Origin of the sequence: Streptomyces sp. NBC_00490, assembly GCF_036013645.1 — a bacterium.
GTDB lineage: Bacteria > Actinomycetota > Actinomycetes > Streptomycetales > Streptomycetaceae > Streptomyces > Streptomyces canus_F.
The window spans coordinates 1,997,753-2,024,411 of the sequence record NZ_CP107869.1 but is presented as its reverse complement, the minus strand read 5'-3'; the positions used below and the strand labels follow the sequence as shown (position 1 = coordinate 2,024,411).

Sequence of the window (26,659 nt, the reverse complement as noted above, 5' to 3'; positions counted from 1 at the left end):
CACATTCGGTTTCTGCTCGTCCACGGTGCGTTTCGTGGTGTTACGGCGTGGGCGCCGGCCACGAGGTGTCGAGCAGAACGGCCGACGGCTCGGCGGCCCGTACGTCGGCCACGGCGGCGGGTCCGGAAATCGCCGGAGTGGGCACGGCGAAAATCGCCAGAGCGAGCCCGAAAGCCGCCATCCACGCCGACTTCTTGCTGTTGTTCTTGTTGCGGCTCTTGCGCTGATCCACGGCAGGCGTCCCTTTGTCTGTCGTACGAATCTTTCGTTTGAAATGCTGGCCGACCGCCGCATCCGCGTCCAGGGATTCGGGTTGACCTCGTGCGGCCATGGCCACTCCAGGTCACCCCTGTCTTTGATGGCCGACGCGCATACGGAAGACCCCGGCGACCCAGTGGGCCGCCGGGGTGCGACGGAGGTGGCAGGAGGTGGCGGGGGAGGGGAGGCGAGCGCGCGTCAGTCGTGCGGCGCGGCGTCCAGCCAGCCGCGGGCCGTGGCCTCGACACCGGCCTGGAAGCGGCTCTCGCAGTCGAGCCGACGCATCAGGTCGGCGATGAGCCTGCGCAGCGTACGCGGTGAGACGCCCAGGTCGCGGGCGATGGCCTCGTCCTTGAGGCCCTTGGCCATGAGCCGTAGCAGAGCCTGCTCGCGGCCGGTCAGCCGGTCGCCGCCGCTCTCCTCGTCCAGCTCGTCCTCCCCCTCCACGGCGTCATCGACGGCAGGAGTGAGAGGGGCCGCCTCATGGTCCCAGAGGTGATCGAAGAAACGGGTCAGGATCTCCAGGAAAGCGCCGCATTCCAGACGTAGCGCGGATCCTTCCTGTTCCATGGAAGGGGTCGACACCAAAGCCACCCGCCGGTCCGCGATAACCAGCCGGGCGGGAAGTACCGCGGCGATACGGACACTTGCCCCCGCGCTCTCCAGATCCCTCAGATGGGCCGGTCCGAACGAGGTGCGCAGCATTGCCGTCAAATGCATGGAACGCATGGCGACACCGCGGTCCAGCAGCTTCTTGTTCCGGATCCGGCCTTCCGCGAGCCGTTCCGGAGAAATCGGAATACCGGGATGCATTCCGATCACCTCGGAACGGGCCAGACCCACGGCTTCTTCCAGCGCGCGGGAAATCTCCGCCGAACCGTTCAGAACGGTCGCCTGGGCCGGATCCGGATCGCCGACACGGGCCACCGCCAACTGCTCGACAATGTCGGAGAAAAGGCTGCGCGCGTGCTGCACTTCCGAGAAATGGCGTTCGAGAGACCGCTGTTGGGAGTCGAGCATCTCCCTGAGCGCCACCTCGGGGGACCGGACCGCGCCGTCCTGACACGTGTCTGTGCAGTTCTGTCGGTGCATGTCCGCCCCATCGCCGAGCCCCCCAGCTCACGGCGACGGTGACGTGATGCTCCATGGGCACGGCTGCCTCGCCAGGCCCCGCGTAACCATAAGGTTGCGCTCAGGCAACCTCAAGGGGCCGTCTTGTCATACGAGATGGAGCATGTCACGCCGGCCCCGGTGATCATCTCCCCTGGCCAGACCGCCTTCGCGGGTGTGGCGCGTGCGGCTCGAGTGCAGTGCCCGAACCTTGAAGCACCGGTGAAAACCCTGTGGAAGCGTTGTCGGTGGGGCCCTTTATGCTGCACCGGACGATCACGCGGGACCAGGGGAGGGCACGGCATGTTGGGCAAGCTGTTCGGGAGAAGTGCGGAGAGACCGGCGCACTCGCATGCCCTTCCGCCGCGCAAGCAGAAGCACGGGACGTACGCGTTGCGCGCGCTGGGGGACGCGCGCGTGCTCGCGCTGGTCGAGGCGGCCGACACGGGCGACTGGTCGGCGGTCAAGGCGGCGCTGGCCCCCTTCGACCTCGGCCGCGAACAGGCGGTCCTGGGGCAACTGACCGATGTGGACGGTCTGGAGGAGTGGATCGTCCGGGCCGCCGAGGAGGACAGGGACGACAAGGAACTCCGGGCGACCGCACTGCTGATATCGGGTGCGCGCCATGTCGCCTGGGGCTGGGAGGCACGCACGTCCGCCCGTGCCGTGGACGTCGGTCGCGAGCAGTGGCAGACCTTCTACGAGCGGCTGCGCATCGCCGAGGAGCATCTGCTCGAGGCCGCCGAGCTGCGGCCCGACTGGGTCACACCGTGGCGCCATCTGCTCACCTCGGGACGCGGTATGTCCGTCGACGACAGTGTCCAGGAGACCCGGCTCGCGGCGGGTCTGCGCCGGGATCCGCTGAACCTGGACATCCATCTGGAGTGGGTGTCGCACCTGCAGCCCCGCTGGGGCGGAGAGCCGGGCCAGGCCCTGGAGTTCGCCCGGAAGGCCTTCGCCGCCGCGCCCGACGGGCACCGGCTCGGCTGTGTCATCGCCATGGCACATATCGAGGAGTGGGTGGAGTCCGATGACCGCGAGTGCCTGCAACAGCCGCGGATCCGGACCGAGTTGAGAGAGGCCGCGGAGCGCAGCATTCTGCACCACGCGTACGAGCGCCGCCTGGGCTGGCAGGGCGACTACAACATCTTCGCCATGGCCCTCTCGCTGGCCGGCAGCAGCACGGCCTCCAATGTCTTCCGCGAGCTGGAGGGTGTGATCACCCGGTGGCCGTGGACCTTCATGTCGGACCCCGAGAAGGCGTACGCGCGCTTCCGCAAGGCCTTCTGAGCCACCGGCCATACCGCGGTTGCACCGGCCACGCCGCCGACGACCGTCCCCGGCCGGTCCCGCGGACCGCCGCCCACTCCTGCCGTTCCCTCGACCCCGGACTGCCTCATGCCCCTGCGCGACACCTCCGCCCAGCAAGCCGCCACCGACCGCACCTTCCAGGTCGACCTCCGCGGCCTGGTGGACCTGCTCTCCCACCACCTCTACTCCAGCCCCCGCGTCTACCTGCGTGAACTGATGCAGAACGCGGTCGACGCCCTCACCGCACGGCACGCCATCGAGCCCCACGGTGCCTTCGGTATCCGCCTGTACGCGGACGGCTCCGTCGTACGCGTCGAGGACGACGGCGTCGGGCTCACCGAGGACGACGTACACACCTTCCTCGCCACGATCGGCCGCAGCAGCAAGCGCGCCGAGGGGATCGCCGAGCAACGCGCCGACTTCATCGGCCAGTTCGGCATCGGCCTGCTCTCCTGCTTCCTGGTCGCGGACGAGATCCACGTCCTGAGCCGCTCCGCCCGCACCCCGGACGCCCCGGCCGTGGAGTGGCGGGGGCGCGGCGACGGCAGCTACACCGTCCGCACCCTGCCCGCCTCCGCCCGCCCCCGGCCCGGCACCACCGTCACGCTGACGCCGCGCGCCGACGCGGGCGAGTGGACCCGCCCGGCCCAAGTGCACGCCCTGGCCCGGCACTTCGGCTCCCTGCTGCGCCACCCCCTGACCTACGACGACGGCACGGGCGAGAGCGCACCGGTCAACCCCGAGCCCGCGCCCTGGTCGCGTACGTACCCCACGCCCGGAGCCCGCTCCCGCGCCCTGGCCGCGTACGGCGAGGAGGTCTTCGGCTTCACGCCGCTGGACACCATCGAACTGGACCTGCCCGCCGTGGGTCTGAAGGGCATCGCGTGCGTGCTGCCCGAGGCGGTCCCGGCCGGGCGCCGTCACGGCCACCGGGTGCACGTCAAGGGCATGCTGCTGTCCGAGCAGGCCGAGGAGATCCTGCCCGAGTGGGCCTTCTTCGTCCGCTGCGTCGTCGACGCCGAGAGCCTGCGGCCTACGGCGTCCCGCGAGTCCCTGTACGAGGACGACACCCTCGCCGCCGTCCGCGACGCCCTCGCCGAGCGGCTGCGCGCATGGATCGCCCGGGCCGCCGCCAGCGACCCGGACCTGCTCCACCGCTTCCTCCAGGCCCACCACCTGGCCGTCAAGTCGCTCGCGGTGCACGACGACGAGATCCTGCGGATGCTGCTGCCCTGGCTGCCGTTCGAGACCACCGACGGCCACTGCACCCTCGACGAGTTCGCGCGCACCCACCGCACGGTGCTCGTGACGTCGAGCGTGGAGGAGTTCCGACAGGTCGCGGCGATCGCCTCGGCGGCCGGACTGGGCGTCGTCAACGGCGGCTACACCTACGACCGTGAACTGGTCCACCGGCTGCCCGAGATCAGGCCCGAGGCCAGCGTCGCCGACCTCGACCCGGCGACCCTCACCGCGCATCTCGACCCCGTCGACCGGGAGACGGAACTGGCCGCCGCGGCCTACCTCGCCCAGGCCCGCGACGCCCTGTCCGTCTTCGATTGCGACGTCGCGCTGCGCACCTTCCAGCCCGCCTCCGCACCCGCCCTGCTGGTCGACAGCCGCGAGGCCAGGCACGAACGCACCCGCTCCCAGCTCGCCCGGGAGCAGGAGGGCGGCCTGTGGGGCGACATCCTCGGCGCCCTGCGCCAGGAGGCGCCGCGAGCCCAGCTGATCCTCAACCAGCTCAACCCGCTGGTGCGTACCGCCGTCACCATCGACGAGCCCGAGCTGGCCCGCACCAGCGCCGAAGCCCTCTACGGACAGGCCGCGATGCTGTCCCGGCGTCCGCTCAGGCCCGCCGAGTCGAGCCTGATCAACCGCTCCTTCCTCGACCTTCTCGCCCACGCCCTGCGCAAGGACAGCTGACGATGCCGACCGCACCCCTTCCCCAGAACACGGACGAACTGTTCCAGGCGCTCCAGGAGAACGACCGGCGCCCGTACGGCCGCACCCGCACCGTCACCGCCGAGGAACTCGCCGACGCCGCCGAGCAGTTCGAGGACCCCGCCGCCCTCATCCACGCCCTCCTCGAACTCCAGGAGGCGTACACCTACGGCTCCGAACCCCGGAAGTCGCCGGTCGTCTTCGCGCGGCTGCTCACCCTCTTCGACGAGCAGCCCGACATCTTCGACGAACGCCTGCGCCACATGCTGTTCTGGCGGTTCAAGTGGGTGGCCCACGCCCTGCGTCAGCTGCCCGAGATACCCCTGACCAGCCTGCGTCAGTGGCTGACGGAGATGCGCGACCGGTACGAGAAGGCCGACCTCGGCCTTCAGCCCTACTACGGACAGGCGTACCAGCTCGCCGCCCACGTCGGCGAGGACACCGCCCTCGCCTACGAGTTGTGGGCGAGCCGCACCCGCACCCGGCTCAGCGACTGCGAGGCCTGCGAGACCTGCCAGCGCGCCCGCTACCACCTCAGAGCGGGCGACGACGAGCTGGCCCTGCGCACCTGGGAGCCCGTCCTGGCCGGGAAGGAGTCCTGCAAGGAGGAGCCGGCCCGCTCCGCCTCGTACGCGCTGCTGCCCCTGCTGCGTACCGGCCGCACCGACCGGGCCCGCGAACTGCACCTCGTCGGCTACCGCGCCTGCCGCCGCAACCCCTCGATGTCCGAGGAGGTCGGCCGGCACCTGGAGTTCTGCGCGCTCACCGGCAACGAGGCACGCGGTCTGGAACTGCTCGCCGAGAACCGGAACCTGTTCGACGAGGTCGACTCGCCACTGGACCAGTTCGGCTTCCTCACCGGCGTGGAGGTCCTCCTGCAGCGCGTCGAAGTCCTCGGCCGCGGCGACCTGCCCACCGTCGGATACGCGGGCCGCACCTGGACGGTGTCCGGCCTGCGCGCCGAGGTCCGCAAGCGCGCCGACGACCTCGCCGCCCGCTTCGACACCCGCAACGGAACCACCGCCCACGCCGACCGCCGCAGGGCCCGTCTCGACCGGGCCCCGCTCCTGGACGCGCTGGAACTGACCCTGCGCCCCCGCAGCCTCGACGACGCGGCCCCGGCACCGGTCACCGCGCCCGTCGCCCGTACGGCCGCGGCCGTCCCCGAAGCGCTGCCCGAACTCATCCTCAGGGCGCGAGCGGCGGACGAGGAGGGGCACCCGGACGCAGTCGCCTGCTGGGCGCGGCTGCGCACCCTCGTGGCCGCCCGCGACTACACCCACCCCGACGACCCGGCCGTGGGCTCGCTCCTGCGGCTGCGCGCCGACCTGCTGGCCGACGAAGGGAACCGGGCGGGCGAGAAGGACGAGTTCGCCGACGCCGCCGCCCTCCACGAGGAGGCCGCGGCCCTGTACGACGACGCCGGACTGCCGGGTCACGCGGCGCTCGCCCGCGCCTGCGCCCTGCTCGCCACCGCCGAGATCCCCGCGGAGGGGGCCGAGGGGGAGAGCGGCGAAGGGGAGAGCGCCGACGGAGCCGAGGCGAAGGCCGCGGCGCTGACCGCCGCGCACGCGTCCATCGTCCGCCTCCACGAGGAGACGCCCGGACTCGCCCCGTACCAGGAGGCCCGCCTGCTGCGGCTGCGGGCGACCGCGCTCGCCCTGCGCCTGCAGACCTCGGGCAGAGAGGACCATGTCGCACCCGTCTTCGCCGAGGTGGACGCGCTGCACGCGTTCGCCACCCGGCACGCCCTCGACGGGCAGATCTCCGGCGCCCTGCTGCTGCGGGCCAGCACCCACGCCATCTCCGGCAACCTGCCCACCGCGGTCACCGAGATCGACGCGCTCCTCGACCGGCTGAAGGCGCAGGGCCCCGCCTGGCACCTGCCCCGCACGCTCGGAATGCGCGGCCGGTTCCAGTTCGGCCTCCAGGACGCGCAGGCCGCGCACGCGGACCTGTCCGAGGCCCTGCGACTGGCCGCGGACTGGCCCGCCGACACCGTCGACACCGCCCGCCTCCACGGGGACCTGGCCCAGGCCTGCATGTACCTGGGCCGCCCCGAAGAGGCGCTACGGCATCTGACGCGCTCCGCGGAACTGGAACTGCGCCGCGGCAAGCGGACGGACGCGTTCTGCACCTACACCAACGCCGCCCAGCTCAGCCTCGACCTGGGCCGTATCGAGGACTGCATCGCGCTGCTCGACTCCCTGCTGGCCGAACCGGACGTCACCGGCGGGGAGTTGAACGACCGGATCGTCGCCCAGCTGCGGCTGACCCGCGCCCGCGCGCTGCACACGGGGGAGGACCTCAAGGCCGCCACGGCGGAGTTCGTCGCCCTGTCCGCCGAGTCGGCCGGCTGGGACGACGACCCGGGGAGCCACGCCATGATCGCCGCGGAGACCGCCGTACTCCTCGGCGAGTCCGGCGAGTTCGAGCGGGCCCGCGAAGTCGCGGACCAGGCCCTCGCCGCCCACGCCCGGGCCCCGCGCTTCGAGCACCTCAGCAACTCCCTGCGCGAACTCGCCCGCCTCCAGGCCCAGCAGCAGGGCCCCGACGGCCTCACCGAAGCGCTCGCCTTCCTCACCGACGCGGGCCGCGTCGCGGAGGAGGCACGCGCCGCCGACTACCAGGCCCACGGCCGGTCCCTGGACACCGCCCTGGCCTACGAACACGGCCGGGTCAACGCCTACGCCGGCGCGTACGACGACGCCCTGACCGCCCTGGACAAGGCCCTCGCCCTGCTCGGCGAGCCGGGACGCGACGACGACGCCGGGGAATGGGCCGAGTGCGTCCGCCTCGCGGGCGCCGTGGAGGGCATCTACCTGGAACGCCTCGCCCCCGCCCTCACCCGCCTCGACGCGGCCGTCTCCCACCTGACCGCCCTGGGCCACACCGAGGAGACCGAGCCCCTGACCGCGTTGGCGGCCCGACTGCGCGACGAGGAGTGACGCGAGGGGCGCCCGGCGTGGACGTGCGGCGGGCACGTCCGAGCCACCGCCGGGTTCCGCGCCCTCCCGTGTGAAGGGCTGTGTCCCCCGATCCGCAAGGAGCATCAGGCCGTGAACATCGAGATCGCCCCGCACGTCCGTGAGACCGCTTCCCAGCTCGGAGAGGGTGTGCCCTATGCGCTGAAGGTCCTGGCCGGCCGGCTGGCGGACGACCCGGACATGGGAGAGCCCTCGGCTCTGCCCGGCATCCTCACCGTGATGATCGACGGCGACCTCTTCGAGGACTGCCCCGCCCTGGCCGTCGGCTACGTTCGCGAGCCCGACCGGCTGGAGATCCGGTACGTGACCCCGGCCTCCTTCGGCCGGCCCGCCGCCGACGACCCCGACCGGCAGGAACCGCAGGGGCGGCATCAGGAGCGGCCCGCCGTTCCCGGTGCCGAGGCGGTCACCGTACGGGAGGTCGCGGACGCCTGGCGGCGCATCACCGGCCGGCTCCGGGCCAACGCCCCCGACTCCCTCGCGGCCCTTCGGTCCGGCGCGAGCGCCGCTGCCGTCGCCGCCGTGGAAGGTGACCTCGGCATCCGGTTACCCGTGGAACTGCGCGCCCTGTGGCTGCTGACGGCGGGCGACGACGGAGCCCACGGCTGGGGCTGCCTTCCGGGCAACAAGGCCCTGATGACCCTGGAGGCCGTGAGCGCCCTCTACCGCATGAAGACCGCCGCGCAGGCCCAGAAGGACCCCCTCAACTCCGGTCGCCCCGAGGAGGAGCGGGTCACGGTGTGGCGGGCCACCTGGATTCCGGTGATCGCCCTCGGGCCGACCGATCACACCTCGGGCCTGTATCTGGACGCCGCGACCGGCTTCCTGGGCCGTTGGTCCCGCTACCACGAAGAGCCGGACGAGGAACGCGACACCCTGGTCACCTATCTGGAAGAGATGGCCGACACGCTGGAGTTCCCGGCCCTGGCCGCGCGGGACAAGCCGGGTCTGATCGGTGGGACGTTGGTGTGGCTCAGCAGCATCGACCCAGCGCGGGAGGACAGGTGGCAGCCCCTGACGGGCTGACACCGGCAGCCGACGTCAGACCGCCTCGCATGTCCGGCCCGACCCGAACCTGGGATCGGTAGGAGTCCCGGCAGCGAGAGCCTCGCCGCATGGACCTGCAGAAGATGCTCGGGCTGTGGTGGACGGTGCCCGCGGGGCTGGCATTGGTGGGTTACGCCTGTTCGCTGGCCGGGTTGACGCGGCCGCAGCGGGCGGTGTGGGTGACGGCTCGGGTCGTGGAGGTGCATCCGCCGGGCCACGGTGAGTCGGGGAACCACGGGATACCGGTGACGATCGTGTACCAGGACCCCGGCACCGGACGGGAGTTCAGGCTGCGGCACGACAACAGGCGTGGTGAACGGGTACAAGTGGCCTGGGTGGGGCAGGAGTTCCCGGTCCGGTTCCCGCGGCGGCGGCCGGAGCGGTTCCATCTCATGCTGGACAGCGAGGGGCGGGCCTCCGGGACCGGCGGGCCGAACTGCATGGTGATCCTGCTGGTGTTGGGACTGGTCGTCCAGTCGTTCTTCGCGTGGGGCTGGCAGTGGGGGCTGATCTGCGTCGGTGGCCTGCTGCTCCTCGTCGTCGCGCTGAGCCGGGACGGCGAGCACGTCCGCGCCCGCGCCGCTCAACTGGCCGAGGGCGTCACCGTCCAGGGCCGCGTGGTCGCCGTCACCAGGGATGTCCACTCCGACGGCGAAGGCGGCGAGAGCGTCAGCCACGCCTCCGTCGTCGCCTTCACCACCCACGACGGCGTCGAGGTCACCGCGCTGTGCGCACAGGGCATCCGGAACATCGCCGGGTCCCTCGGCCGCGACATCCCCCTCCGTTACGCGCCCGCCGATCCGTCCCTCTTCACCGCCGACCCCGACCACGAACGCCGTGAGCGCACGTCGCACATCAGGTTCGTCGCGACCCTGCTGGTCACCGGGACCGCCCTGGTCGGGGTGGGCGGTTACTGCCTCCACCACCCCTGGCCCCTCACCTGACGATGCAGGTCAGGGCCGCCCACAGGAGGGGCGAGTGCTCGATCCGGCCGTCGGCGCGCCACCGGTCGAGCCGCTCTCGCTGCCAGGCTCCGAGACGGCCGACCGGGTCGTGGTCCTCGTGGGCCGCGTCCACGGCGACCACGGCCTCCGTGAGGGGCCGTACGGACGGAGGCAGACCGGCCAGGCGGTGGAAGGCGAAGCTGGTGGGGAGCACCCAGCGGGTGGCGGTGACCAGGTGGGCGCCGTTGTGGATCATCGCCGTCGCCAGGCCGAAGGACTCGGCGAAGCGGAGATCGCCGCCGCTCTCGCAGGCGATCAGCGCGACGCGCGGCGGTGCGGGCCAGAGGTGAGCGCCCGGCACACCGTCCGCGCGCAGCGGGAGCGTGCCGAGGAGAAGGTCCTTGGCGGACAACGGGCGGTGGGTGCGCACCGGTTCGGTCATCCCCGTGGTCTCCGGGCCGCAGCACAGATGGAGGGTGACGTCCTCACTCTGCCCGCCCTCGACGGGGGCGCCGCTGACGTGACCGACGTACATCAGGCGACGGGCACCCTTGCGCAGCGCCTCGCCCAGCCAGTCACGGTCGAGGTCGGTGCGGCGGAAGGCCTCGGCGGGGGTGGCGACGGACGGAACGACGGTGCCCGCGTCGAGCCTGCGCTGTACGAGGGACAGCAGCGCCGGGTCCGAGCCGGGCTGCCCCAGGACCGAGCCGAGCGGGGAGTCGGCGCGGAAGCCGGGGACGCGGGGGTCCAGGACGAGAACCACGGCGTCCGGGTCCGGGTCCTGATCGGTCGGGGTGGTGCCTGCCCGTCGTAGCGATGCCGGTGCCGTGGTGGCGATGTCCACGAGGTCGATCAGCCGTACGTCGCTGTCGTCACCGTCCACGGCGAGCAGCTCCCACGGGACCTGGGCGACCCGGGGCGACGGCTGGATTCGCATCAGCGGACGGCCCAGGTGTGCGGACACCTGGCGGATCTGGTCGGTCAGGCCCGGCGGCCACAGCACCTCGGCCAGCAGGCGGGAGAGGCGGCGCTCTCCCTCGTACGTGGCCAGCGCGCCGGACTCGAACACGCGCCGCATGCCTTCCGCGCCGCCGCCCGGCAGTTCGGCGGCCAGCGCGCGGACGGCCTCGTCCACGTCCGGCCCCGGGGCGTACCCGGTGCCGAAGCCCTGTGCCCCACGGACCCAAGTCCAGGTCATGTGCAGGTCACCGGCGTCGGCGAGGCGGACCTGGACGACCGGACGGTTCGCGTCGGTCAGATCGTCGGCGGACAGAACGGCACCTCTTCCTCGCTCACGATCCGCCGGTGATAGCGGAACTCGGCTGCCTGGACGTACTCCTGGAGCGCGGTACGGCCGCCCGCCTCCGCCGACATCACGATCTTCGGTGGCGGTGCGACCCGCAGGCCGACGGAGGCGGCGGCCTCGGCCGCGATGCCGCCCAGCGTCAGGGGAGCGTCGTCACCGGGGGCGTACGTCTTCATGGCGGCGTCCGGGAAGACCGCCGCCGTCTTGTCGGCGGTACCCGCACGACTCAGAGCCAGAGAGGCGCCCGCGCACCGGTGTTCCACCAGCTCGAAGATCAGCCCCTGGTCGTTGCCGCGGAGGGCCAGCCGGAAAACCAACTGCATAGCCTCGTCGGCCAGTTGGAGCCACTGGCTGCGGGCGTGGGCGGTGGCGAAGTCGTAGCGGGCCGCCTCCAGCGTCAGGGCGGCGGGCAGGGCGAGGGACAGAGCGTTGGCGAGCGAGGCGCGTTCGTGGACGCCGTGGTCGGTCCGGTTCAGGTTGTCCTCAAGCGTTCGCGCGAGCATCAGGTCCACCTGGGCGCACCGCTCGTACACCCCGCGCTCCTGGTACACATCCCGCGCGCCCTGGGCGAGCCGCTTCATCTCGTCGATGTCACCCCGCTCGTACGCGTGCCGGGCGCCCATCAGCATGGTGTCGGCGGCGGCGATCGCGGCACCGACCTGCTGGAAGCGGGCCAGGCTGGACGCCGTCAGGGCGGCAGCGCCGGCCGCGTCCCCGCGGTGTGCGGCGATCGCGGCCCGGGCCTGTTCGCAGACCGCCAAGTCCTCGGCCTGACCCTGCCGTTCGAAGATCTCGGCGGCCTCCGCGTACAACTCCTCCGCTCGGTCGAGGTCGCCGGCCCGCAGCGCCGCGTACGCCCGGTGGGAGAGCACCTGTTGACGCCCCGCGTGGTGGCCCAGCGTCAGATAGGCCTCCTCCGCGCGGGCGAAGTAGTCCTCCGCCTGCTCGAACCGCATGGTCGAGGCGCAGACGACCCCCAGACAGTCCAGCAGATACGGCTCGGTCGGCGGCGCGTCGGCCAACAGCGCGGAGGCCAGTTCCTCGGCCGCGCCCCACGCGCTGCGGTCCATCAGCAGATGCACCCGGCTCAGGCCGGTCTCGGCGGTGCGCAGTCCCTCGGGGTCGTCGAACTCCGACAACAGGGCCGTCGCCTCGTCCATCACCTCCTGCGCCTCGTCGAACCGCCCGGTCCTGCGCAGCAGTTCCACCTTGGCCAGCAGTGTCTTCAGCAGGACCTCCTGCCACAGCCGGCGGCCGTTCGGTCCCATCGGCACGGACGCGATGCCCCGCACCAGATCGAGGGACCGCCCGATGGACAGAGCTGCTCCGGGCAGGTCCGTGGCCGCGAGCTGAACCGTCCCGCTGTCGGACAACAGGTGCCCGCGCAGCAGCTGTACGTCGGGGGAGTCCTCGAACGACTCGGCCACGGCGAGGAGTTCGCCGTAGACGGCCAGCGCCGCCGGGAGATCCGGGGTGAGTTGATGGCGTTCGGCGAGCGCGAAGCCGCTGTCGAAGGGCTCGCCGTAGCTGAGCCCCGCCGTCTGCTCTGCCTGGTCCGCCGCGTGGTCCGGGTCTCCCAGGTCCTGCGGGTCTTGCGGGTCTTCCGGCATGGGCTAGAAGTCCTCCTCCACGGCAGTGGCAGCGGCGATCTCGGCGAGGAACGGGTCCGGGCGTGCGGCCTCGCTGTCGTCCGGTGCCGCCGCGACGCCGAGCCGGTGCCGGGCCAGGGCTCGTACCGCCTCACGTGCCGCACAGTCATCGGCGTCCGGTCCCGGGTCGAACCCCGGCAGCAGGATGCCGACTTCGATGCTTGGCGTCGTCGAGGCCGGGACGTCCAGGTCCGCCCGGCCGCTCCACACGTCGTCCCGCCTGGCCAGCCGAACGCGGTCCGACGGGCGGCCGTCCACGTGGACCTCCGCCGCGAGATGCGCCCCGCCCACGGGGGCCGCGATGTCGGCGACGACCTCGACCTCGATCCGCCGCCCGGCGCCGAGCGCGTACGCCGTCCAGGACACGGCGCCCTCGGACGCGTCGACGAAGCCGGGGGGATAGCGACACCAGTCGTTGGTCCCCGAACCCCGGGCGATCACGCGGTCGGTCGCGGTGCGAAGGCTGCCCGCCGCGAGGGCGAACTCCTTCGGCCGTGCAAAGAGTTCGGCGAGGTCGAGCGGTGCGGCGGTCGGCCGGTGGTCCTGTTCCAGGGCCGACCGAAGGCGCCGTAGTGCCTCCCCGTCCAGCCCGACGTTGTCGGCCGCGTCGTCGATCAGCCGCAGGACACGCTCCAGTTGGCGAGGCGGGGCCGCCGACCGCCGCCAACGGATCAGCGGGTCGAGCGCGGCCAGGTGCTCCTCCAGCAGCTCGGTGCCCTCCAACTCCCCTGACGGGTCGAGGAGTTGCTGGCACGCGTGGGTCAGTGCGGCCAGCTCAAGGCCCAGCACGTCCGGTTCGAGCGCCGGAATCCCGTCCAGGTGCGACGTCGGCCACCAGCGGGCCGCCCAGTGTCCGAGGGCGAGGCGGGCGGCGGCCTCGGCGAGCGCGGTCGGCTGCTCGGGCAGCGTCAGCTCGGCGGCCGGCGTTCCCGACGCGACGGCGTCGACAGCGGCGGCCGTACGCTCGCCGTAGACCGCCCACAGCCACTGCTGGGCCTGGCCCACGTCGTGGATCTCCGCCGCCGGCAGTCCTGTTGGGCCTAGGACGGGCCAGGTCAGGACGGCGCCCGCGACGTCGAGGACGGCCCGGGTGAAGGGGGGACCGGCGGAGGGCTGCCCCGCGATGTGTACGGTGCGGTCCTCGGCTCGCGTGATGGCACCGCGCCGTTCAGGCATCACGCGCTCCTCGGCTCGGCTGCGGGCTCGGCGTCCGCCGACAGGGTGCGCAGTGCGGTACGGACTCGTGCGCGGTGGTCCATCATCACCGAGCGGGCGACCCCGTCGAGCACGCCCCAGGCCGATGCCGCGTCGGGCAGTGCCGCGTCGCGGACGTCGCGCCCGTGCAGCCGTACCCAAAGGCGCCGCATGTACGCCGCCCACGGGGTGCGCAGGTCCTGGGCGAGGGCGTTCAGCACACCGCCGTCCGGATCGGGGCGGGGGGAGAGGGTCATCCTGCGGGCTCGGAGGACCGAAGCCTCCCGCTGCCAGCGGCTGTTGACGATGCGGTGCGCCGTCGTCGACCCCGCCACAGGGGTCCCGGCGCCCAGCGGATCGAGGCCCACCGCGAGGCGGCCGCCGAGGACGACGGCGACGCGCAGGCTCTCGTCGTACAGGCCCAGCGGGGCGCAGCTGCGGCCGACCTCCCGCCGGACGAGCTCCGGCACGGTCGGCAGTTGCTCGCGGTGGGTCGACGCCTGGAGCACGGTGAAGAGCCGTTCGAAGAGCGTGCGGTCGAACGGCGCGGGGAGTGTGGCGGTCGAGGCGCTCCGGCCGACCTCGGGGCGTGGGGGCACCCGGTGCGCGGTCAGTCCGAGGTGCGGGGGTACGTCGGCGCGGTCCCAGATGTCGGCCGGGTGCGCCGCCCACAGGGCTCGCCCGAGCCGGCTGCCGTGCCGGGCCCGGACCATGGCGGCGAAGGCCGGTGAATCGGCCTCCGCCGCACCGCAGGCGTCGAGGACCTCGGCCGCCAGGCCCGTATCGGCGGTGCCCGGTACCGCTTCGCGTCCCTCCCAAGCCGCTGCCAACTCGGCGTCGAGCCGGGCGAACCGGCCGGCGTCCGCCAGATGCTCTTTGAGCGCCTCCACCGTCCGTCCGCCGGAAGCGTCCACGACGTCTTCGAGTACCGCCCTGGCCACCGCGTCCGCGCCGGGCCCCGGCGCCCCGTGCTCGGTCGCCAGCTCGAAGCACCGCTGGAAGTACAGGTCCTGGGGGTTGCCCGCCACGATGCCCAGTGCCCGGCGGGTCTTCTTCAGCAGCGTGAACCACTGTGCCGTCGCTTCCAGAACCGCACCGGACTCCCGTATCAGCGCGTCGAGTTGCTTCGCCTCCCGCACGTCGAGGAAGTCGGCGGCGAGCTCCGGACGCAGCGCGGGCCGGACGATCAGCGGCAGCACGATCAGCTTGACCGTCCGGGTCAACGGCGCGCCACCGGGCCCGCTCAGCGCCCGGGGGGCCGGCCCGAGACCGCGCCACGCCGTGTCGATGACCATGGCGCGCGGACGGCGCCGCCCGGTCGACGGCTGGCTCGGGGACGGCATGGGCAGAGCGTACGTCCTGGGGGAACTGGTGGTCGAACCTGGGATCGGTAGGCGCTGCCCGCCTCCTAACGTCCACACCACCAGGCAGAACGGACCGGAAGGGCAGGCACAGCATGGGAATCTTCGGCAAGCGCAAGAGCCGCGAGGAGAAGGCCGCCAAGATCGTGGAGCAGGTGGCCGGCGGCAAGGGGTTCTACGGCCGGATGACGCGCGCGACGCTCGGCGGCGAGGACTACGCCAAGCTCCAGCAGACGATCGGCACGTACAACTCCGGAGCCGCTGTGCGGCAGTTGCTCGCCATGGGCGTACCGACGACGCCCGCCGTCGTCGTGTCGATCAGCGACACCGGCAAGCTGGTCAACTTCGACCCGGTCGTCGACCTGGTCCTCCAGCTGACCGGCGCCACCGCCGACCCGATCACCCTCCAGACCCTCGTCTCGAAACTGCGCATCCCCCGCGCCGGTGACCAGGTACTCCTGATCGCGGACCCCGCCAACCCCGGCGGTTACCTCTACGCGGGCGACGGGGCGACGCCGTGACGACATCGCCGTACGCGGTGTTTTATCGCGTCGGGTTGCCCGGAGCGCAACGATGCCTCCAGGCAACCGACTTCAGGCTCTAGAAGAAGCCGAGCTTCTTCGGGCTGTAGGAAACGAGCAGGTTCTTGGTCTGCTGGTAGTGGTCCAGCATCATCTTGTGCGTCTCGCGGCCGATCCCGGACTGCTTGTAGCCGCCGAAGGCGGCGTGGGCCGGGTAGGCGTGGTAGCAGTTGGTCCAGACGCGGCCTGCCTGGATGGCGCGGCCGGCGCGGTAGGCGGTGTTGATGTCGCGGGTCCAGACGCCTGCTCCGAGGCCGTACAGGGTGTCGTTCGCGATCTTGATGGCGTCGTCGAAGTCGTCGAAGGACGCGACGGAGACGACCGGTCCGAAGATCTCCTCCTGGAAGATCCGCATCCGGTTGTCGCCCTCGAAGATGGTCGGCTGGACGTAGTAGCCGCCCTTCAACTCGCCGTCGTACTCGATGCGCTGGCCGCCGGTGAGGATCTTCGCGCCTTCCTGCCGGCCGATGTCGAGGTAGGAGAGGATCTTCTCGAGCTGGTCGTTGGAGGCCTGGGCGCCGATCATCGTGTCCGTGTCGAGGGGGTGGCCCGGCTTGATCAGTTCGGTGCGGGCGACCGCCGCCTGAAGGAACTCGGCGTAGTGGCCGCGCTGGACCAGGGCCCGGGACGGGCAGGTGCACACCTCGCCCTGGTTGAGGGCGAACATGGTGAAGCCTTCGAGGGCCTTGTCGCGGAAGTCGTCGTCGTGCGCCCACACGTCGTCGAAGAAGATGTTGGGGGACTTGCCGCCGAGTTCGAGTGTGACCGGCTTGATGTTCTCCGAGGCGTACTGCATGATCAGCCGCCCCGTCGTGGTCTCGCCGGTGAAGGCCACCTTCGCGACCCGCGGGCTGGACGCGAGCGGCTTGCCCGCCTCCACGCCGAAGCCGTTGACGATGTTGACCACGCCCGGCGGCAGCAGGTCGGCGATCAGGCTCATCCAGTAGTGGATGGACGCCGGGGTCTGTTCGGCCGGCTTGATGACGACCGCGTTGCCCGCGGCGAGGGCGGGGGCGAGCTTCCACACCGCCATCAGGATCGGGAAGTTCCACGGGATGATCTGCGCGACCACGCCGAGCGGTTCGTGGAAGTGGTAGGCCACCGTGTCGTCGTCGACCTCGCCGAGCGAGCCCTCCTGTGCGCGGATCGCCCCCGCGAAGTAGCGGAAGTGGTCGATGGCGAGCGGGATGTCGGCCGCCAGCGTCTCGCGCACCGGCTTGCCGTTCTCCCAGCTCTCCGCGACGGCCAGCGGCTCCAGATACGCCTCCATACGGTCGGCGATCTTCAGCAGGATGGCGGAGCGCTCGGTCACCGACGTACGGCCCCACGCCGGGGCCGCCGCGTGTGCCGCGTCGAGCGCCCGCTCCACGTCCTCCGCCGTGCCGCGCGCGACCTCGGTGAACGGCTGCCCGTTGACCGGCGAGGGGTTCTCGAAGTACTGCCCACGGGCCGGCGGTACGTACTCGCCGCCGATGAAGTGGTCGTAGCGCGCCTGGTAGGAGACGATCGCGCCTTCGGTGCCGGGCGCCGCGTAACGGGTCATGCTGGTCTGCCTCCCTGCAGCAGCGCTGCCCCCCGTTGGGCAGCTCTCTGCGCGAGGCTAGGGACGGGGACGTTGCAACTACGTTGCCGTCGGCTTCAGGGACCGGGCCGGAGTGTCTACGGTGTCGCGACTCCCCGGCGCCGTACGCCCGGTGCCGACAGCTCCGCCTCCAGCGCCGCCAGGCGCGAGCGCGCCGCCGCGGTCGGACGGGCCGCCACCAGGGCCCGCCACACCTCGAAGTCGTCCTCGCCCCACGGCGTGTGCGCCCAGTCCGCCAGCAGATCCGGGTCGCGGCGGACGATCAGCGCCGTACGGAGGCCGTCGGCGAGACGGTGCCTGAGACGCACCACCGAGGGGGCCTGCGAAGCGGGCAGCAGCGGACCGGAGTACGCCGTCGCCGCCGCCGTGACCGCACCGGTCTCCAGCCGCCGCTCCACGACGGAGACATCGGACTCGACCGGCACGGTGAGCCGGTAGGGGCGCGAGGCCAGCAGGCCGGGGCCGAGAACCCTGCGCAGCCGGGCCAGTTCGGCGCGCAGCGTCACCGGCGTCACCGACTCGTCCTCGTACAGCGCGCACAACAGCTCGTCGCCCGTCAGCCCCTCCGGATGACGGGTCAGCAGCACCATGATCTCGCTGTGCCGGCGGCTCAGCCTGATCCGGCGGCCCCCCGTGGCCAGCTGGGCCTCGTCCCGGCCCAGCGCGGTCAGTTCGGGCAGGTCGGCCGCGGGCGTCTCCGGGACGAGCAGGGCCAGATGGGACTCCGCGGCGCGCGCGACCGCCTGGACGAAGCCCAGACTGTGCGGATGCGCGAGCCCGTCCCCGCCGGTGATGTCCACGGCACCCAGCACCCGCCCGGTACGGGGATCGTGCACCGGAGCCGCCGCGCAGGTCCACGGTTGCACCCGCCGGATGAAGTGCTCGGCGGCGAACACCTGCACCGGCCGGTCGAGTGCCACCGCCGTCCCCGGCGCGTTGGTCCCGACCGCGGTCTCCGCCCACCGCGCCCCCGGCACGAAGTTCATCAGCCCCGCCTGCCGCCGGGTCGACGCATGCCCCTCGACCCACAGCAGCCTGCCGTGCGCGTCGCACACCGCGAGCAGATGCTCCCCGTCGGCCGCGAACGTGCCCAGCAGTTCACGGAAGAGCGGCATCACCCGGGCCAGCGGATGCTCGGCCCGATAGACACCGAGGTCGCCGTCCATGAGCTCGACGCTCGCGCTCCCGTCGGGCCCGACACCGGCCCGCGCGGAACGCCGCCACGAGTCCGCCACCACCGGGCGCACCGGCCGCGGCACGGTGCCCGCCTCGGTGAACGTCTCGTGCGCGAGGCGCAGCATCCGCGCACGCTCGGCGGGGTCGGCCCCCGGCTCCAGGGCCACCCACGGATCGGTCAACTCGGCCTCCGAAAGGCGATGCGGCTGAACACATCGTCACTCCCGGTACGCGCGCGGACAACCTTTTCGACCGGCGTCACCCGAACGACGTCACTGCCCGGCGCGCTCGACCAGCCCCATATAGCGCTCCCAGTCCCAGTGCGGCCCGGGGTCGGTGTGGTCCGAACCCGGCACCTCGTAGTGGGCGATGATGTGCGCCCGGTCCGTCGGGATCGCGTACTTGGCGCAGACGTCGGCGGTCAGCCGCGCCGACTGTTCGTACAGGACGTCGGTGAAGTACGCGGGGCGGTCCACCCATCCTTCGTGCTCGATGCCGATACTGCGCGTGTTGTAGTCCCAGTTCCCCGCGTGCCAGGCGATGTCGGCCTCGCGGACGCACTGCGCGATGTTGCCGTCCCGGGAACGGACCACATAGTGGGCGGACACCTGCTTCCCGGGACTCCGGAAGACGCCCAGGGTCTTGCGGTAGCTCGTCTGCGTCACATGGATGATCACGAGGTCGATCGGGTGGCTCGTCGGGCGGTTCGCCGAGGTGCGGTTGGCGGACGTCGCCGGCTGCCACTCGGCGAGCGGGTGGTCGACGGCGTGGGTGTCCGCTCCGGCGCGCGCCTCCGGCAGCAGCGCGTACGGGACGACGGTGAGGGCGGCGCCCTTCAGGAGCCGTCGTCTGCTCGGCAGCGGCCTTGTCCCTTCCATGGACGATCGCCTTTCGGAGGTGCGTTGTTGACCGAGACGCGGGTCAGGGACGGACGGTTGCCGCGATCTCCCTCAGCCGCGCGTGCACACCACGGTGCGTCTCCCGTACGGGCAGCCACTGCTTGCGGATCTTCGCCACGCATGTGTAGTTGGTGTCGCACACATTGGCCAGCGGTGATTCCACGGCCTGGGTCGCGAACTGGTACGCGTCCAGTTCACTGAACCCGTAGTCGCGCACCAGCCACCGCACCAGATCGAGTTGGGATATGCGGAACGCGTCTTCCAGCGGCCGCGCCGACCCCGTCGAGATGATGTGGGTGTCCGACTCGATGCGTGGCCAGGGTGTCGCGATCCCCTTCAGCAGCTCCACGATCACGACGGTGTTCATCGCGCACTCGACGGCGACCCCGCAGGTCTCGCCCTCGCCCTGCCGGGCGTGTCCGTCGCCGAGGCTGAGCAGTGCGCCCTCGACGTTCACACCGAGGTAGCAGGTGACGCCGGCCCGCATCTCCGGTGTGTCCATGTTCCCGCCGTGCGCGTCGGGCACCAGCGCCGAGCGGACCTCCAGGTTGGCGGGGGCCACTCCGACGGTGCCGTGCATCGGGTCCAGGGGCAGCTCGGCCTCGAAGTCGCTGTCGTGTGCCCGGAACAGCGCGGTGCGGCGGGCCCGGTCCAGCTGCCAGATCCAGACGGTCTCCGGGAGCGGCGGTTGCAGAGTGGCCGTGGTCGGGGTCGAGGTGAGCGCGCCGAAGAGGGGGACCGTGGTGGACGCGGCCCAGTCCCGGGCCGGCTCGATCGACACGAAGTGCACGGCGACCGTGTCGCCCGGCTCGGCGCCCTCCACGTGGAAGGGACCGGTCTGCGGGTTCAGGAACGGGAACTCGCACACTTCGGAGACCAGGTCCTTCTCGGACCGCACCCGTCCGGCGAAGCAGTCCTCGGTGAACAGGTCGAGAACCGTGCCGGGCGCGATGCGTGCCACGGGCGGCGCACCGCCGAACGTCCAGGCGTACTCGCCCGGTTCGGGCCGAACGGTCAGGATCCGGGGGTCGCTCATGGCTGCACTGCTCCGTTTCGGCACCAGGGGAGGCGGATGCCGCACCGGCTGGAGCGACTCGCGGGCATCACGTTACGGCGCTTGCGGGTTGGGCAGAAGGACGCGGCGGGTTCCGGTGGACGGCCTGCGACCTGTGGACAACTCGCTCACTCGGGCGAGTGAACGAGGCGAGCGGACCAGAGCGAAGTCGCCCTGGGGTCAGGCCCGTTCGGCCACGGCGGCAGGGTCGTCGAGGACAGCCCGTACCACCGAGTGCGCGGCCCCCAGCAACGGCCCCTCGGGACCCAGCCGCGACACGGACACCGGGCACGGCGGCCCCGCCGTCCGCCGGGCCAGCTCGGCCTCCAGCGAGGGCAGCAGCCAGGGTGCGAGCCCGGACAGCTCACCGCCCAGCACCACGTTCTCGGGGTCCAGCAGATTGACCGCCCCGGTCAGCGCGACGCCGAGGGCCCGCCCGGCGTCCCGCAGGGCACGGCGTACGTCCTCGTCCCCTTCGGCGGCCCGCGCCGCGAGCAGCCCGACCCGGTCGCCCCCCGGCTCCAGACCGGCGGCCCGCAGCACGGCCTCCTCGCCGGCGTACTGCTCCAGGCATCCGCGCCCGCCGCACGGGCACTGCGGTCCCTCGGGTTCCACCGGTACGTGCCCCAGCTCGCCCGCGAAGCCGCGGGTCCCGCGCAGCAGACCGCCGGCCACGACGACGGCCGCACCGATGCCGATCTCCGCCGACACGTGCAGGAAGTCGAGCGGGGTGCCGTCACCGAGCCAGAGCTCGGCGAGGGCACCGAAGTTGGCCTCGTTGTCCACGGCCAGCGGGAACGCCGTGGGCAGCAGGGCGCCGAGGTCGGTGTCGTGCCAGTCGAGGTTCGGGGCGCGCACCACCGTACGGCCGTCGCGTGCCACCAGGCCGGGCACGGCCACGGCGAGCCCCGTCGGCCACAGGCCCTCGCCCTCCGCCTCGGTGACGACCTGGTCGATCAGCTCGGTGAGTTCCTCGATCACCGGCCCGGGGGAGCGGCCGCGGTTCGCACCGTGCCGTACGGCCCGGGCCCGCACCTGGCCGCGCAGGTCGACCGCGCAGACCGCGAGGTGGTCGACGCCGACCTCGGCGCCGATCCCGGCGGGACCGTGTGCGCTGACGGCGAGCGCCGACCCGGGCCGGCCCACCCGGCCCGGCCGCTCGGGGCCGAGCTCCTCGAGCAGGCCCGACCGTATGAGCTCGTCGACGAGGGTCGACACGGCGGCCCGGGTCAGTCCGATCCGTGAGGCGACGGCGGCCCGGGAGAGGGGTCCCTCGGCGCTGACGGTGTGCATGACGCGGGCCAGGTTGCGGCGGCGCATGCCCTGCTGGGTGTCGGGCAGCGCGCGCCCCGGTCCGGCCGGGTGGGCGTCGTGCAGCGGTGCGGTCATGCCTCCGTCAGTCCTCTGGTGATCGATACGGTTCTCCGCGAGCTCGTCAAGCGGTGGCGACCCTGGTGGGCCGCCGGGCGCCTGTCCGGCGGCGGACGTCTCAGCCGGTCTCCGTCGGCCTGTCCAGCAGCGGAGCCGCGTCGGAGAGTACCCCGGAGATCCTCGCCATCGTCGTCTCGTCCCGCTCCACGGCCTCCAGCACCGGGCCGGCGGTCGTGTTCCAGCGTCGGGCGACCGCGGCCGGGTCCTCGCCGGTCAGCAGGCCCGCCGCCTGGGCGGCCGCGCCGAGGGCGACGAGCTCCTTGGCCTCGGGGATCTGCACGGGACGGCCCGAGAGCCGGCGTACGGTCTCCTGCCAGGCCCCGCCGCGGGCGCCGCCGCCGATCAGCAGCAGCGGGACCGAACGGTCCGCGTCCTCGTCGAGGACCAGGTCGAGCGCGCCCAGCAGCGCGTGGACGGCGCCGTCGTAAGCGGCCTGGAGGAGCTGGCCGCCGGTGGTGTCGTGCCGCAGGCCGTACAGGAGTCCGGAGGCGCCCGGCAGCGCGGGGGTGCGCTCGCCGTCCAGGTAGGGCAGGAGCGTGACACCGGTGGTGGGCTCCACGGCCTCCCGGTCGAGGCCGAGCAGGGCGGCGACGCGGTCGACGGCGAGCGTGCAGTTCAGGGTGCAGGCGAGGGGGAGCCAGTCGCCGTGCGCGTCGGCGAAGCCCGCCACGGTGCCGGTCGGGTCCGCGGGGCGCCGCTCGGAGACCGCGTACACCGTGCCCGACGTGCCCAGGCTCAGCACGGGGGTGCCGGGACGCAGTCCGAGGCCCAGCGCGGCGGCCGCGTTGTCGCCGGTGCCCGGGGCGACCAGGGTGCCCTTGGAGAACGGCAGGTCATGGCGGTCACGCACGGTCCCCGCCACCTCGCCGGGCCGGACCACGCGGGGCAGCAGCGCGGGGTCGAGGCCGATGTGCGCGAGGGTCTCCTCGTCGTACGCCTCGGTCGCCGACGCCCACCAGCCGGTGCCGGAGGCGTCGCCGCGGTCGGTCGTGCCCTGGCCCGTGAGGCGCTCGGTGAGGTAGTCGTGCGGCAGGCGCACCGCCTTGGTGGCGCGGATCGCGTCCGGCTCGTTCTCGGCGAGCCAGGCCCACTTCGTGACCGTGAACGACGGGCCCGGCACGCTGCCGGTGCGCTCGGCCCAGGCCTTCGGCCCGCCCAGTTCCTCGATGAGCCGGGCGGCCTGCGGCGCGGAGCGCACGTCGTTCCACAGCAGGGCGGGACGTACCGGCTCGCCCCGCGCGTCCAGCGTGACGAGGCCGTGCTGCTGCCCGCCGATCGACACGGCGGCGGCCTCGCGGGCCGCGTCACCGCACTGGTGCAGGGCCTCGCACAGCGCGTCCCACCACTGGCGCGGGTCGCTCTCGCGCCCCGCCCCGGAGGAGACGGTGTGCGATGCCTGTCCGCTCGCCACCACCCTTCCGGTCGACGCGTCGACGACCAGGGCCTTGGTGGACTGCGTGGACGTGTCCACGCCGACGACGAGCGGACCCTCGGCAGCTGACATCGGGCTCTCCCTTTTGCGTGCTCAAGCGGCTCGTGTCTCCGTCCGAAGACCGTCGGAGACATCTTGTCTCTTCCCAGAGACGCGATCGCATACTAATTTGTAAACGGCCATGACGAAATAGTCGCAAGCGAGCAAGGAGCCGCGACATGAACTACCAGCCCACCCCCGAGGACAGGTTCACCTTCGGCCTGTGGACCGTCGGCTGGCAGGGAAGGGACCCGTTCGGCGACGCCACGCGGCCTGCCCTCGACCCTGTCGAGACCGTGCGGCGCCTGGCCGAGCTCGGCGCCCACGGGGTGACCTTCCACGACGACGACCTGATCCCCTTCGGGTCCTCGGACACCGAGCGCGAGGGCCACATCAAGCGCTTCCGGGAGGCCCTCGACGCGACCGGCATGAAGGTGCCGATGGCCACCACCAACCTCTTCACGCACCCCGTCTTCAAGGACGGCGCGTTCACGGCGAACGACCGTGACGTGCGGCGCTACGCCCTGCGCAAGACGATCCGCAACATCGACCTGGCGGTCGAGCTCGGCGCCGAGACCTACGTCGCCTGGGGCGGCCGCGAGGGCGCGGAGTCCGGTGCCGCCAAGGACGTACGCGTGGCCCTGGACCGCATGAAGGAGGGCTTCGACCTCCTCGGCGAGTACGTGACCGAGCAGGGCTACGACCTGAAGTTCGCGATCGAGCCCAAGCCGAACGAGCCGCGCGGCGACATCCTGCTCCCCACGGTCGGGCACGCCCTGGCGTTCATCGAGCGCCTGGAGCGCCCGGAGCTCTACGGCGTCAACCCGGAGGTCGGCCACGAGCAGATGGCCGGGCTGAACTTCCCGCACGGCATCGCGCAGGCCCTGTGGGCGGGCAAGCTCTTCCACATCGATCTCAACGGCCAGTCCGGCATCAAGTACGACCAGGACCTGCGCTTCGGCGCGGGCGACCTGCGGTCCGCCTTCTGGCTGGTCGACCTGCTGGAGACCGCCGGCTACGCGGGTCCGAAGCACTTCGACTTCAAGCCGCCGCGGACCGAGGACTTCGATGGTGTCTGGGCGTCGGCCGCGGGCTGCATGCGCAACTACCTCATCCTCAAGGAGCGGGCGGCCGCCTTCCGTGCCGACCCGCAGGTCCAGGAGGCGCTGCGGGCCGCGCGTCTGGACGAGCTGGCGCAGCCCACGGCGGCGGACGGCCTGAAGTCGCTGCTCGCGGACCGTACGGCCTTCGAGGAGTTCGACGTGGAGGCGGCCGCCGCGCGCGGTATGGCCTTCGAGCAGCTCGACCAGCTGGCGATGGACCACCTGCTGGGCGCCCGCGGCTGAACGCACGCGCGTGCGTGTGTGCATCGGTCTCCGCGTCTGACCGGCCCCCGTGCGGAATGCTCCGGAACCATGCCGTCCTTGGCATGAGTCGGTATCAACTTCCGTGCGGGGGTCGCGCCGTGCCCCGAGCCCGGCGACCCTGGACGGTATGGCCATGCCGCCCGTACCGCCTCAGCCGCCCGGGCCGCCGGACGACACGCCGCCCTACGGCGGCGGCTTCGGCCCCCCTCCTGAAGGCTTCGGCTCCCCGGGAGGGGGCTATGGGCCGCCGGGCGGGTACGGCCCGCCTCCCGGAGGCAACGGACCGCCCTCGTACGGGGGATGGGAGCCGCCTCCTCCGCCGGAACCGCCCGGTGGCCCGGGCCGGGGCCGCAATCCGCTGTTCATCCTGCTCGCCGTGCTCGTGGTCGGTGCCGCCGTCGCCGCGATCGTGCTGATGGTGTCGGGCAGCGACGACGACTCGCCGGGCGGCAAGCCCAGCGCGAGCGCGAGCAGTTCACCCCGCCCCACGCTGAGCCTGCCGAGCGGACTGCCCAGCGAGCTCCCGACGAAGCTGCCGACCCGACTGCCCTCGGAGTTCCCCAGCGACCTGCCGAGCGAGTTCCCGAGCGGCCTCGAATCACTGTTCCCGTCCTTCGCGTCCGACGAAGTGCCCTACTACATGCTGCGGACCGGCGACTGCTTCGACACCGACGGCGACCGGCCCGGGCAGGCGGCCAAGCGCCCCTGCGGGAAACCCCACGACGCCGAGGTCGTGAAGATCGCGGAACTCCAGGGCGACTACACGACCGACGCGGCCCTGAAGAAGGCCGCATCGGACCTGTGCGAGCGGACCCTCGACAGCAAGGCGGCGGACCAGCCCGGAGCCACCGTGCGCGGCACACTCGTGCAGTACCCGGACCCCGCCGGCTACCGGCTCGGCATCGACAAGGTCGCCTGCAGCCTGGCCGCCGACACTCAGGGCACCCGCAAGCTGACCGCGCCCCTGACGTGATCGGACGCCGCCCCGCGGCCGCATGTACGTACCGTCGGCAGGAGCTCGTCCGGGCGTGGGTGAGGATGGGGCCCATGACGCGAGAGGTACTGGAAGTCGTGGCGGCCGCGATCGTCCGCGAGGGGCGGCTCCTGGTGGTGAGCAAGCAGGCGGCTCCCGAGGTCTTCTATGTGCCGGGTGGCAAACCGGACCCGGGCGAGGCGCCTCTGGAGACCCTGTACCGCGAGCTGGACGAGGAGTTGGGGGTACGGCCCCTGGAACCGCGCTTCCTGGCCGATGTCGAGGCCGTGGCGGCCCTCGAAGGCGTACCCATGCGGATGTCCCTCTACGGCGCCCGTCTCGCCCAGGTGCCCCGCCCCGCCGCCGAACTCGCGCATCTGCGTTGGATCACCGGGCACGAGGACGACATCCGGATCGCGCCGGCGGTCAGGGACCACGTCCTGCCGATGCTGTGGCAGGGCCGCCTCACGGAGTCGTAGCAGCCCTCGCGGGTGACAGAAACACGACCACGTCCGTCTCCTGGCCGGGTAGCGGCTCGGGCTCCGTCCAGCCGGTACGCCGGTAGAACGCGAGCGTGTCGTGCGCCTGGTCCCAGGTCAGCAACCACGCCCGGCCCTCGGGCACTCCGGCGGTCAGGGCCGACAGCAGCCGACGGCCCAGACCCGTGCCGCGGGCGCGCGCCCGTACGCCCAACTCATCGACCTCGAAGGCGCCGACCAGCAGCTCGTCGACCCGGTCGGCGCCGAGCCGGCGGGTGACCTTGCCGTACGCGCGGTCGCTGCGGAAGGGAGACGGCGTGGTCCAGCCCGTGACGAAGCCGTCCACCCCACCGCTGTCCGAGAGCGCGAGGACGGCACGGAAACCGGGGCGGCGCGCGTCCGTCTCCAGCCGCTCCCGGAACGCCGAGCGGGTCTCCTCTGCGTTCCGGTGGTCCCACGGCGGCGCGGTGAAGATCTCGGTGTACGCCTCGGTGAGCTCGTCCGCGACGGTGAGGATGTCCTGGCCGAAGTGCCTCAT

Annotated in this window: 22 protein-coding genes; 9 read left to right on the top strand and 13 right to left on the bottom strand. The window is 72.3% G+C overall.

Translation table 11 applies throughout. From position 1 onward, the window contains the following. Positions 1-40 precede the first annotated feature (40 nt). Together OG381_RS09030 and OG381_RS09025 are read right to left on the bottom strand one after the other, a co-directional pair. On the bottom strand, positions 41-331 hold the full coding sequence (locus tag OG381_RS09030) for a hypothetical protein (RefSeq protein WP_327715606.1): 291 nt from the start codon (positions 329-331) through the stop codon (positions 41-43). Positions 332-456: 125 nt separating this feature from the next. Next, the gene (locus tag OG381_RS09025; RefSeq protein WP_327715605.1) at positions 457-1,278 is read right to left on the bottom strand and encodes a helix-turn-helix transcriptional regulator; all 822 of its coding nucleotides are present in this window, start codon (positions 1,276-1,278) and stop codon (positions 457-459) included. 393 nt (positions 1,279-1,671) lie between these two features. On the opposite strand from OG381_RS09025, the gene OG381_RS09020 reads away from it, so the two are divergent. From OG381_RS09020 to OG381_RS09000, 5 genes are all read left to right on the top strand, one after another. Further along, positions 1,672-2,658, top strand: coding sequence for a hypothetical protein (locus tag OG381_RS09020; RefSeq protein WP_327715604.1), 987 nt, complete (start codon positions 1,672-1,674; stop codon positions 2,656-2,658). 108 nt (positions 2,659-2,766) lie between these two features. Then, on the top strand, positions 2,767-4,602 hold the full coding sequence (locus OG381_RS09015; protein ID WP_327715603.1) for an HSP90 family protein: 1,836 nt from the start codon (positions 2,767-2,769) through the stop codon (positions 4,600-4,602). 2 nt (positions 4,603-4,604) lie between these two features. Further along, positions 4,605-7,568 (top strand): hypothetical protein, encoded by a 2,964-nt coding sequence (locus tag OG381_RS09010; RefSeq protein ID WP_327715602.1) that lies wholly within the window; start codon positions 4,605-4,607, stop codon positions 7,566-7,568. 111 nt (positions 7,569-7,679) lie between these two features. After that, positions 7,680-8,633 carry an SMI1/KNR4 family protein gene (locus OG381_RS09005; protein ID WP_327715601.1) on the top strand — a complete coding sequence of 318 codons (954 nt, stop codon included), beginning with the start codon at positions 7,680-7,682 and terminating at the stop codon, positions 8,631-8,633. A gap of 89 nt (positions 8,634-8,722) precedes the next feature. After that, positions 8,723-9,598: a DUF3592 domain-containing protein gene (locus tag OG381_RS09000; protein WP_327715600.1), complete on the top strand. Its 876-nt coding sequence runs from the start codon at positions 8,723-8,725 to the stop codon at positions 9,596-9,598. On the opposite strand, the gene OG381_RS08995 is transcribed toward OG381_RS09000, so the two are convergent. The 4 genes from OG381_RS08995 to OG381_RS08980 are packed head-to-tail and all read right to left on the bottom strand — an operon-like array spanning position 9,591 to position 15,090. Further along, on the bottom strand, positions 9,591-10,796 hold the full coding sequence (locus OG381_RS08995) for a CHAT domain-containing protein (protein WP_327715599.1): 1,206 nt from the start codon (positions 10,794-10,796) through the stop codon (positions 9,591-9,593). The two genes, OG381_RS09000 and OG381_RS08995, sit on opposite strands and share 8 nt — an antisense overlap. A gap of 56 nt (positions 10,797-10,852) precedes the next feature. Then, a complete protein-coding gene (locus OG381_RS08990; RefSeq protein WP_327715598.1) occupies positions 10,853-12,514 on the bottom strand; it encodes a hypothetical protein in 1,662 nt (553 codons plus the stop codon). A gap of 3 nt (positions 12,515-12,517) precedes the next feature. Next, entirely contained in the window at positions 12,518-13,729 is a 1,212-nt protein-coding gene (locus OG381_RS08985; RefSeq protein WP_327715597.1) for a hypothetical protein, read from the bottom strand. Then, positions 13,729-15,090, bottom strand: a complete 1,362-nt coding sequence (locus OG381_RS08980) for a hypothetical protein (protein WP_327715596.1) — start codon at positions 15,088-15,090, stop codon at positions 13,729-13,731. Before OG381_RS08980 ends, OG381_RS08985 begins: the two co-directional genes overlap by 1 nt. A 113-nt stretch (positions 15,091-15,203) precedes the next feature. On the opposite strand from OG381_RS08980, the gene OG381_RS08975 reads away from it, so the two are divergent. Further along, positions 15,204-15,629, top strand: a complete 426-nt coding sequence (locus tag OG381_RS08975; protein ID WP_327715595.1) for a hypothetical protein — start codon at positions 15,204-15,206, stop codon at positions 15,627-15,629. Positions 15,630-15,708: 79 nt separating this feature from the next. Here the strand turns inward: OG381_RS08975 and exaC are convergent, their stop codons facing one another. The 6 genes from exaC to xylB all read right to left on the bottom strand — a co-directional run bounded on the left by exaC (position 15,709) and on the right by xylB (position 23,335). Beyond that, complete coding sequence (gene exaC / locus OG381_RS08970) at positions 15,709-17,232, bottom strand: acetaldehyde dehydrogenase ExaC (protein ID WP_327715594.1); 1,524 nt, start codon at positions 17,230-17,232, stop codon at positions 15,709-15,711. A 116-nt stretch (positions 17,233-17,348) separates the two neighbouring features. Then, a complete protein-coding gene (locus OG381_RS08965; protein ID WP_327715593.1) occupies positions 17,349-18,629 on the bottom strand; it encodes a GAF domain-containing protein in 1,281 nt (426 codons plus the stop codon). Positions 18,630-18,719: 90 nt separating this feature from the next. Next, the gene (locus OG381_RS08960) at positions 18,720-19,325 is read right to left on the bottom strand and encodes an N-acetylmuramoyl-L-alanine amidase (protein ID WP_327715592.1); all 606 of its coding nucleotides are present in this window, start codon (positions 19,323-19,325) and stop codon (positions 18,720-18,722) included. A 43-nt stretch (positions 19,326-19,368) separates the two neighbouring features. Then, positions 19,369-20,382, bottom strand: a complete 1,014-nt coding sequence (locus OG381_RS08955; RefSeq protein WP_327715591.1) for an acetamidase/formamidase family protein — start codon at positions 20,380-20,382, stop codon at positions 19,369-19,371. A gap of 198 nt (positions 20,383-20,580) precedes the next feature. Further along, complete coding sequence (locus OG381_RS08950; RefSeq protein WP_307033859.1) at positions 20,581-21,789, bottom strand: ROK family transcriptional regulator; 1,209 nt, start codon at positions 21,787-21,789, stop codon at positions 20,581-20,583. A gap of 100 nt (positions 21,790-21,889) precedes the next feature. Further along, entirely contained in the window at positions 21,890-23,335 is a 1,446-nt protein-coding gene (gene xylB, locus OG381_RS08945; RefSeq protein WP_327715590.1) for a xylulokinase, read from the bottom strand. A gap of 146 nt (positions 23,336-23,481) precedes the next feature. Between xylB and xylA the strand changes: the two genes are divergently transcribed. The 3 genes from xylA to OG381_RS08930 all read left to right on the top strand — a co-directional run bounded on the left by xylA (position 23,482) and on the right by OG381_RS08930 (position 26,121). Further along, positions 23,482-24,648: a xylose isomerase gene (gene xylA, locus OG381_RS08940; RefSeq protein WP_266832375.1), complete on the top strand. Its 1,167-nt coding sequence runs from the start codon at positions 23,482-23,484 to the stop codon at positions 24,646-24,648. A 148-nt stretch (positions 24,649-24,796) separates the two neighbouring features. Then, the gene (locus OG381_RS08935) at positions 24,797-25,642 is read left to right on the top strand and encodes a hypothetical protein (RefSeq protein WP_327715589.1); all 846 of its coding nucleotides are present in this window, start codon (positions 24,797-24,799) and stop codon (positions 25,640-25,642) included. 74 nt (positions 25,643-25,716) lie between these two features. Continuing rightward, positions 25,717-26,121 carry an NUDIX hydrolase gene (locus tag OG381_RS08930; protein ID WP_327715588.1) on the top strand — a complete coding sequence of 135 codons (405 nt, stop codon included), beginning with the start codon at positions 25,717-25,719 and terminating at the stop codon, positions 26,119-26,121. On the opposite strand, the gene OG381_RS08925 is transcribed toward OG381_RS08930, so the two are convergent. After that, complete coding sequence (locus OG381_RS08925; RefSeq protein ID WP_327715587.1) at positions 26,108-26,659, bottom strand: GNAT family N-acetyltransferase; 552 nt, start codon at positions 26,657-26,659, stop codon at positions 26,108-26,110. The two genes, OG381_RS08930 and OG381_RS08925, sit on opposite strands and share 14 nt — an antisense overlap.